The organism is Acinetobacter sp. V2 (assembly GCF_001188385.1).
Taxonomy (GTDB): domain Bacteria; phylum Pseudomonadota; class Gammaproteobacteria; order Pseudomonadales; family Moraxellaceae; genus Acinetobacter; species Acinetobacter oleivorans.
In genome coordinates this window covers 1,185,625-1,192,144 of record NZ_JZFB01000001.1, presented here as the reverse complement: position 1 = coordinate 1,192,144, position 6,520 = coordinate 1,185,625, and the positions used below count along the sequence as shown (strand labels likewise).

Here is a 6,520-nt window from a genome sequence, read left to right as displayed (position 1 = left end):
ACCTTTCAAATTAACAGCGATAAGTTGGTCCCAAATGTCATCTGTTACATCATCTAAGTCATCAAATTTAAGCTGTTTTGTAATGCCAGCATTGTTAATCAGATAGTTAATTTTGCTAAACTTTTTTACTACAGTTTCAATCATTGTTTTGACTTCGTCATCTGCTGAAATATTGGCTTTTATCGCAAAGGCTTTTCCATTCTTTTTGGTGATTTCATCTATAGTATCTAAAACTTCTTTCTCACTTTTAGAGTAAACAATCGCTACGGAAGCACCTTTTTCTGCAAGCAGTTTACTAATAGCTTGACCTATACCAGTGCCGCCGCCAGTGACAATAGCAACCTCATTTTGAAAGTCGAGATTCATAAGATTTTCCTTTTTAAATGGGCTTAAGAGTTTTCTATTTCTTCGATATTAGTATTTAAGTTTATTTGTTAAAATCGAAATTATATGAAGATATACTACGGATTTTCCGAATATGAGATATTTCGATACCACCTTACTTTCAACTTTTGTTGTCGTAGCTCAGTCTGGGACAATTTCGTTAGCTTCTTCAAAATTAAATCTGTCTAATTCAACCATTAGTGAGCAGATCTCAAAATTAGAAGAGTTTGTTGGCAAGAAATTAATGATTAGAGACCGAAAAGGTTCATCGCTAACAACTGAGGGTGAGATCTTGTTGGCAGAAGCTGAGAAGATCTTACTGTCTTGTTCTATGGCTTTAGACAAAATAAGAGGAGTTGATATTTCTGGAGAATTTAGGATAGCAATTACAGATTATTTTAGACCCAATGACTTAACGATTGTTTTAAAAAGAATCCAGAAGAAATTCCCAAACTTAAAGCTGCATATTTCAATCATGAAAAGTTCTGATATTAAAGATAATTTCTTTTCAAATATTTATGATTTGGCTATCTATATGAATATTGGTGAAACAATAGAAAAAGATATTCAGGCCATTAAATTATCCGAAGAACCTCTGTTTTGGATTAAGTCTCATGAATGTGAAATCGAAGATAATCCTATGCCTATTGTGACAATGTCTTCGGGCTGTATTTTGAAAAATTTTATCGAAGAAATTTTGCAGAAAGAAAAAATTCCTTTTTATGTTGCACATACTGCTACAGGAGTAAAAGGCATCGCTGCTGCAATCGAGGCTGGTCTGGGAATATCATGTTTAAATAGATCTTCGTTAAACAGTAATATTCAAATTATTAACTCCAAAGATAATTTACCTTTACTTCCAAATGTTGAGTTTATGCTCTATAAAGCTTCAGAAGAAAATATAACAACAAGTGCGATTAGCCAAATTTTAATAGAAGAGTTTATTTAAAAGAGTAGAGCATATGCCATGATCATGAGTCGAATAGTCCATGATAATTAAATGAAGTTATAGAGTTGCTCTAATTTCTACAATAACGTCTCAGATTAATATATTTCTTTAAATTTATTGTTAAGTATTGCTAAATAGTTGCGGTGTGACAATAGCTGTTCAATTTGTTAAGTTGTGTAGTTTTTTAACGGTAGTCAAAATTTATGAAGACATTTCTACTTATATCTTTATTGGGTTTTGGGCTGATTGGCTGTGCTTCATCTCCATATAATTCTCAAGAAAATTACTTGAATAAACCTCCAATAGTTCCAGAGAATAAAGCTTTTAATAGTTTTAAAACACCTGAACACGGGATTTTTACCGATCGAGATGTCTATAATATAAATATATCGGAAAATTCGAATCTAAATTTTCGTTATGAAGTCCCTTTTTAAAGAAAAATAAAACATTAATTTAAACAAAGGTAGATCAGGATGGCCTACTACCTTTGCTGGCTAGGGATAATCAGTGATTAAAACCGCCTTCGGGTGGTTTTTTAAAATTTAAACTGTTAAATTTTAATTATTGAAAAAAGGTATTTTAAATGAAAAACTTCACTATTATTGCTTCTTTATTTTTATTAGTTGGGTGTGCGACTGGCCATAAACAGGTTATACCTGTTCAAGTGACCGATAATAAAATTACTTCAGAAGCTGAAAAATATAAAAAGCAATATCAAAAGAAAATTTATAAAATATGGGATATTCCAACATCTTCAGCTGGTATGAGTGCAAGCGTTAAAGTATTTTTAACTGACAGTGGGGAAATTGAACAAATCATCTTTTTAGATAAAGAAGAACAAAAATTTAAAACTAGTATTGAAAAGGCGATTTGGCGTGCAAGCCCATTTGCTTTGCCTTCAAATCCTGAAGTAAGAAAGCAAGCAAGAAAATTCAATATTAAATTTCAGGCTAAATAAGTAAGTTCTTCTTCAGCGTGGGAGCAAATTTAAAACTGTTAATGTATATAAATTTGCTCTTTTATTTTATGAAATAGCGGAAGTAGTTAGTTTAATGGAGATATAGATTTCTTTCAAAAAAGTAAAAGCAACATATCAGTGTAAATAGAAAATAAGACAGTTGATGGAGAGGTAAAAAAAAGATAAAAATTAGTTACATTGCTATCAAAACATAACATAAACAAAACTTTAAATAGGCATTAAATTAATATAAAAAAATAATATGAACCCTTAAATGTGACAAGAAAAAGTATGAGTCTAGCAAACAAACCCCATAGTGAAAGTAAGGCAACCTCAGTTGTCGCGTGGGGCGTAATTTTATTTGGAATTGTTTTGGGAATAGCCTTTATTTTGTCATATGGGCAAGTTGAAACAAGAAATGATAATTTAGACATTATTCAAGTTTGGTCTAAAGAAATGGTTACAGTCGGTCTTTTCATTATATTTAATGGACTACTGTTTGGTTACTTACTTTTAAAAATTAGTAGTATTCTGAACCATCTTGAAAATAACAAAAACTAAAACGTATTCGAAAGTGGCAGTTACACAAATGATGATTGTTTGGTGTTGAATGTAGCCGTTAATTATTTAAGCATGGAATGACACAAGTTAAGGAGAGGAAGAATCTCATGATAGATGAAGAAAAACCCTTAAATTTTGACGATGATGAAGAACCTCTTGATTTTGCCGATGAAGAATTTATCGATGATAAAAAAGAGGATGAGTTGTATAACAGTATTACCAAAGATGGCTCGAGTGTAGATCCGGCCGATGATGGTGAGCGACACATTCGCCCTGAAGATGGCGATCCCATCGAAATTGAAGAATAATTTAAAGCCCAATTCAATATTGGGCATTTTTAATATTTTAGAATTTCTAGTTGAGCAGTACGGTACGTTCAAGGCTATTTAATCATTATCATTAATGACTCAAAAAATTGAGAACTAAGCAATGAGTGTAGAAGTGGGTACATATATATTTATTGAATGATTAATTCTCGAATTGAAGTAAAACTATGAGTAATTATATTTCTACATTTACCAACAAAATCAAAAATAAAGCTGTTCCACCGGTCAATGATGTTCTGCTCGCGTTTAAGACTTTGAAAAATGTACCAGGCGGATTAATGCTATTATCAAAAGTTGTTAGTCGAGTGGCTCCATATTTTCAGACTGTAAATCCAATGATTCAAAAATTAGATTTGAACCTGTGCGAAGCTTCAATCAAAAAAAATAAATCAATCGAAAATCATATCGGGACGGTACACGTTATTGCCATATGTAATGGGCTGGAATTTGTCATGGGTGTATTAGCTGAAGCATCAGTACCTCAACATTTAAGATGGTTACCTAAAGGTATGAACGTAAATTATGTAGCTAAGGCAGATTCTGATATTAAGTTAGTGGCAACAATTGATGACGAGTGGAAAGTTGGAGATATGCAAGTAAAAGTTAACGCTTATAGAGCGGATGGGCAGCCAGTAGTTCAAGGGTATATTACGCTTTGGGTTACAGAGAAAAAGTAAATAACAGGGCATTAAATGCAAAAAATATTGGATTATCTCCGCAAATTTTTTACTGCTAAGCCTCAGCAAGATGCAGCAGCGGATCAGATTGCTACAGCAACTGATTATGGCGATGAATTGATAGGTGTCGCTGTTGATGGGATGTCTCTTAGTTTAGAAGGTGTAAACCTAATTTGTAATTTTGAAGGATTAAAACTTAGTGCTTATGACGATGGTACTGGGGTATGGACTATTGGATATGGCACGACGCGATATCCTAATGGCCAGCGTGTAAGTGAAGGAGACCGATGTACATTTGAACAGGCTAAAGCTTATATGCAGCATGATTTAAAGATATTTGAGCGCGCAGTAAATAATGCCGTAAAAGTGCCTTTAAAACAGAATCAATTCGATGCATTAGTTTCTTTGACTTATAACATTGGAGTAGGGGCTTTTAAAAACTCGACCTTACTCAAAAATTTAAATTTAGGTGATTATAAAGAGGCTGCCAACCAGTTTGATGTCTGGATCAATGCTGGCGGTAAGCGTTTGCAAGGGCTGGTGAATCGCCGTGCAATCGAAAAGAAATTATTTTTATCGTCAAAATAGTGCTTTCAATTTTTATTAAATTTTCTCAAAAATTCATTAAAAGCCCCAAATAATTAGGGCTTTTTCATATAGGAGGTGAATAGATTAACTTTTATCACCTAAAGTGATTCTAAGCCGGTTTAAAGCCCCCATGAGCGAAATGCTGGTCGTCAATTCTACAATCTCTCGTTCACTAAAATATTCAGCTAAATGAGCTTTTACAGTTTCAATTTTGTCCGATAGAAAAGTAACTGCCTCCGCAAGTTCAAGAGCAAGAAGTTGCTTCTTTGAAAAGGCATTTGAATGTTTATAGCCCGGAATTTTATCAATGACTTCTTGGCTTAGTCCCATATCTCTTAATTCCTGAGCATGAAAAGCGCAGCAGTAAGCACAGCCGTTGATTTGGGATACATACAACTCAGCTAAAGCAATGATTTGAGGGTCGATGCCTGAGGTGCGAATAGATGCATGTGCTGAGTACAAATGATTAATCGTTTTTTTAGCAACTTCTTTATATTCCATAATATGGGCCAGTCTTTTCGTGATAAAAAACTATTATTTACCACTAGGTATAGATTGTAAATTAGGCACTATTTTGTTATATAGGTATATTTTTTATACCTAATTAAACAATGAAAGATAATATTTCTGGCTGTTCTGTAGAAGAGGCAATGACAGTATTGGGTGGCCGCTGGAGAATGTTAATTATTTCATTTCTCATCGAAAGACCTATGCGCTTTAATGAACTCAGACGCGCAATACCTAATATTTCTCAAAGAATGCTAACTTTAGAATTGCGTTTTCTTGAAGAAGAAGGGTTTATTAACAGAGAAGTTTTTGCGGAAGTTCCTGTTAAAGTTGAGTACTCACTAACCGAAGATGGCAAGAAATTAAACGGTTTAGTTGATGTACTCAAAGAAGTGGGCACTTGGCTAAAAGTAAGATAAGGCTGGTTTATTTTATAGTTTGATTTACTTTGTTTCAGATCGCACGTCATCATTTCGGTAAGATCATTTATACAAATTTTAGGCATAAAAAAAGCCTGATGCTACGAATCAGGCTTCAGTATTCATCGACAATAGGAGTTGATGAACAAGACCAATCTAACAGACCTAATCTATAAAGGCAAACTGATGGCCGACCGGACAGTTCATATAAGTATAAGTTTTCTCAAATTTTAAGCATTAAAAAAGCCCTTGCTCGAAAGCGAAGGGCTTAGTCGTTCATTGATCTAGCAATGAACTATATAAGGCTCATCTCATACTAAGTTCAGTATATCTGAAATTGAAGCAACAAAGAAGAAAACATTCTAAATATCTTCATCACTCTATTTAAACTCAATTTATTCATTCCTATAGCAACTTACATGTTTGATAAATCAATACACAAAATTTGCACTTTGCATTTTTGAAGGCATGTTATTTGTGTGTAGCCCTAATTGGATCGGTTTAGGGAATAAACAATAGCCGTCTATAGATTATTCAAAATAAAGCTTTGTATGAATCAATTGAAGAGTGAGGACGCTAGAGGGAAGTAAGGAAGTAGAGATGAACTTAATTAGATTAGAAGAGCTTTCATTGGTAAGTAATGCTGTTTTGACACCCCACTTAAACAATTGGCCGTGTGTACGATCTGAAAATATGCGTGATGCTTCCTATAACAAGCCTAAAGACAACTTTTCGGAACAATCTGATAAAAAATTTTATAAAGAATGGCTAAGACAACAAAAGAAAATACTTAAAAGTATTCCGAGTAATGCTGTTTTACTCAGCAGGAAAGATCCTATTTAGATTAGGTTTAAGGTACGTTTATAAAAAATGCATTACAAGGATGAGCATTTAGCTAAATAACTTTACGTAGGTGTGCTTGTTAGTCATAACTTATTCTAGAGATACTGAAAATATAAATAGCAAAACAATAAAAAAGCACTTCTGTAGAGGTAAATTTTTATGGCTAATCTTCATCAAAAAACACTTTTTGATATTTTAACTCAACATCAGGCCTATCTATATCGAGCATCATCAAGATCGGTCAACGAACTTCTTAATTTATTTAATTCTGAAACGGTTACCATGCTTGATAAGTTGGCTAACTTATT

11 protein-coding genes and 1 pseudogene are annotated in these 6,520 nt (G+C 33.2%); 10 read left to right on the top strand and 2 right to left on the bottom strand.

The window, feature by feature from the left end:
- Positions 1-366: SDR family NAD(P)-dependent oxidoreductase (locus UC75_RS19250; RefSeq protein ID WP_212771764.1), on the bottom strand; the 366-nt coding region annotated here is incomplete at its 3' end.
- 112 nt (positions 367-478) lie between these two features.
- Here UC75_RS19250 and UC75_RS05455 point away from each other — a divergent pair.
- The 7 genes from UC75_RS05455 (at position 479) to UC75_RS05430 (ending at position 4,443) form a co-directional block, all read left to right on the top strand.
- On the top strand, positions 479-1,333 hold the full coding sequence (locus tag UC75_RS05455) for a LysR family transcriptional regulator (RefSeq protein ID WP_049836951.1): 855 nt from the start codon (positions 479-481) through the stop codon (positions 1,331-1,333).
- Between the two features lie 203 nt (positions 1,334-1,536).
- Positions 1,537-1,767 (top strand): hypothetical protein, encoded by a 231-nt coding sequence (locus tag UC75_RS20295; protein WP_128825135.1) that lies wholly within the window; start codon positions 1,537-1,539, stop codon positions 1,765-1,767.
- Between the two features lie 149 nt (positions 1,768-1,916).
- Positions 1,917-2,291 carry a TonB C-terminal domain-containing protein gene (locus tag UC75_RS05450; protein WP_049836950.1) on the top strand — a complete coding sequence of 125 codons (375 nt, stop codon included), beginning with the start codon at positions 1,917-1,919 and terminating at the stop codon, positions 2,289-2,291.
- 291 nt (positions 2,292-2,582) lie between these two features.
- Positions 2,583-2,852, top strand: a complete 270-nt coding sequence (locus UC75_RS05445) for a hypothetical protein (RefSeq protein WP_049836949.1) — start codon at positions 2,583-2,585, stop codon at positions 2,850-2,852.
- Positions 2,853-2,959: 107 nt separating this feature from the next.
- A complete protein-coding gene (locus UC75_RS05440; RefSeq protein WP_004791647.1) occupies positions 2,960-3,160 on the top strand; it encodes a hypothetical protein in 201 nt (66 codons plus the stop codon).
- Positions 3,161-3,345: 185 nt separating this feature from the next.
- A complete protein-coding gene (locus tag UC75_RS05435) occupies positions 3,346-3,855 on the top strand; it encodes a hotdog fold domain-containing protein (protein WP_049836948.1) in 510 nt (169 codons plus the stop codon).
- Positions 3,856-3,870: 15 nt separating this feature from the next.
- Positions 3,871-4,443, top strand: coding sequence for a lysozyme (locus UC75_RS05430; protein WP_049836947.1), 573 nt, complete (start codon positions 3,871-3,873; stop codon positions 4,441-4,443).
- An 84-nt stretch (positions 4,444-4,527) separates the two neighbouring features.
- On the opposite strand, the gene UC75_RS05425 is transcribed toward UC75_RS05430, so the two are convergent.
- Positions 4,528-4,944, bottom strand: a complete 417-nt coding sequence (locus UC75_RS05425; RefSeq protein ID WP_049836946.1) for a carboxymuconolactone decarboxylase family protein — start codon at positions 4,942-4,944, stop codon at positions 4,528-4,530.
- A 110-nt stretch (positions 4,945-5,054) separates the two neighbouring features.
- Here UC75_RS05425 and UC75_RS05420 point away from each other — a divergent pair, with 110 nt between their 5' ends.
- The 3 genes and pseudogenes from UC75_RS05420 to UC75_RS20290 all read left to right on the top strand — a co-directional run.
- Positions 5,055-5,369, top strand: coding sequence for a winged helix-turn-helix transcriptional regulator (locus UC75_RS05420; protein ID WP_004791654.1), 315 nt, complete (start codon positions 5,055-5,057; stop codon positions 5,367-5,369).
- A 600-nt stretch (positions 5,370-5,969) separates the two neighbouring features.
- Positions 5,970-6,212, top strand: a complete 243-nt coding sequence (locus tag UC75_RS05415; protein ID WP_049836945.1) for a hypothetical protein — start codon at positions 5,970-5,972, stop codon at positions 6,210-6,212.
- A gap of 159 nt (positions 6,213-6,371) precedes the next feature.
- Positions 6,372-6,520: pseudogene (locus tag UC75_RS20290) on the top strand (phage head morphogenesis protein); the annotation flags it as partial.

Excerpts from the sequence above, each read along its gene's own strand:
- UC75_RS05430 (WP_049836947.1), top strand. The coding sequence starts at position 3,871 with ATGCAAAAAATATTGGATTATCTCCGCAAATTTTTTACTGCTAAGCCT.
- UC75_RS05425 (WP_049836946.1), bottom strand. The coding sequence starts at position 4,944 with ATGGAATATAAAGAAGTTGCTAAAAAAACGATTAATCATTTGTACTCA.
- UC75_RS05415 (WP_049836945.1), top strand. The coding sequence starts at position 5,970 with ATGAACTTAATTAGATTAGAAGAGCTTTCATTGGTAAGTAATGCTGTT.
- UC75_RS20295 (WP_128825135.1), top strand. The coding sequence starts at position 1,537 with ATGAAGACATTTCTACTTATATCTTTATTGGGTTTTGGGCTGATTGGC.
- UC75_RS05435 (WP_049836948.1), top strand. The coding sequence starts at position 3,346 with ATGAGTAATTATATTTCTACATTTACCAACAAAATCAAAAATAAAGCT.
- UC75_RS05455 (WP_049836951.1), top strand. The coding sequence starts at position 479 with ATGAGATATTTCGATACCACCTTACTTTCAACTTTTGTTGTCGTAGCT.
- UC75_RS05445 (WP_049836949.1), top strand. The coding sequence starts at position 2,583 with ATGAGTCTAGCAAACAAACCCCATAGTGAAAGTAAGGCAACCTCAGTT.
- UC75_RS05420 (WP_004791654.1), top strand. The coding sequence starts at position 5,055 with ATGAAAGATAATATTTCTGGCTGTTCTGTAGAAGAGGCAATGACAGTA.
- UC75_RS05450 (WP_049836950.1), top strand. The coding sequence starts at position 1,917 with ATGAAAAACTTCACTATTATTGCTTCTTTATTTTTATTAGTTGGGTGT.
- UC75_RS05440 (WP_004791647.1), top strand. The coding sequence starts at position 2,960 with ATGATAGATGAAGAAAAACCCTTAAATTTTGACGATGATGAAGAACCT.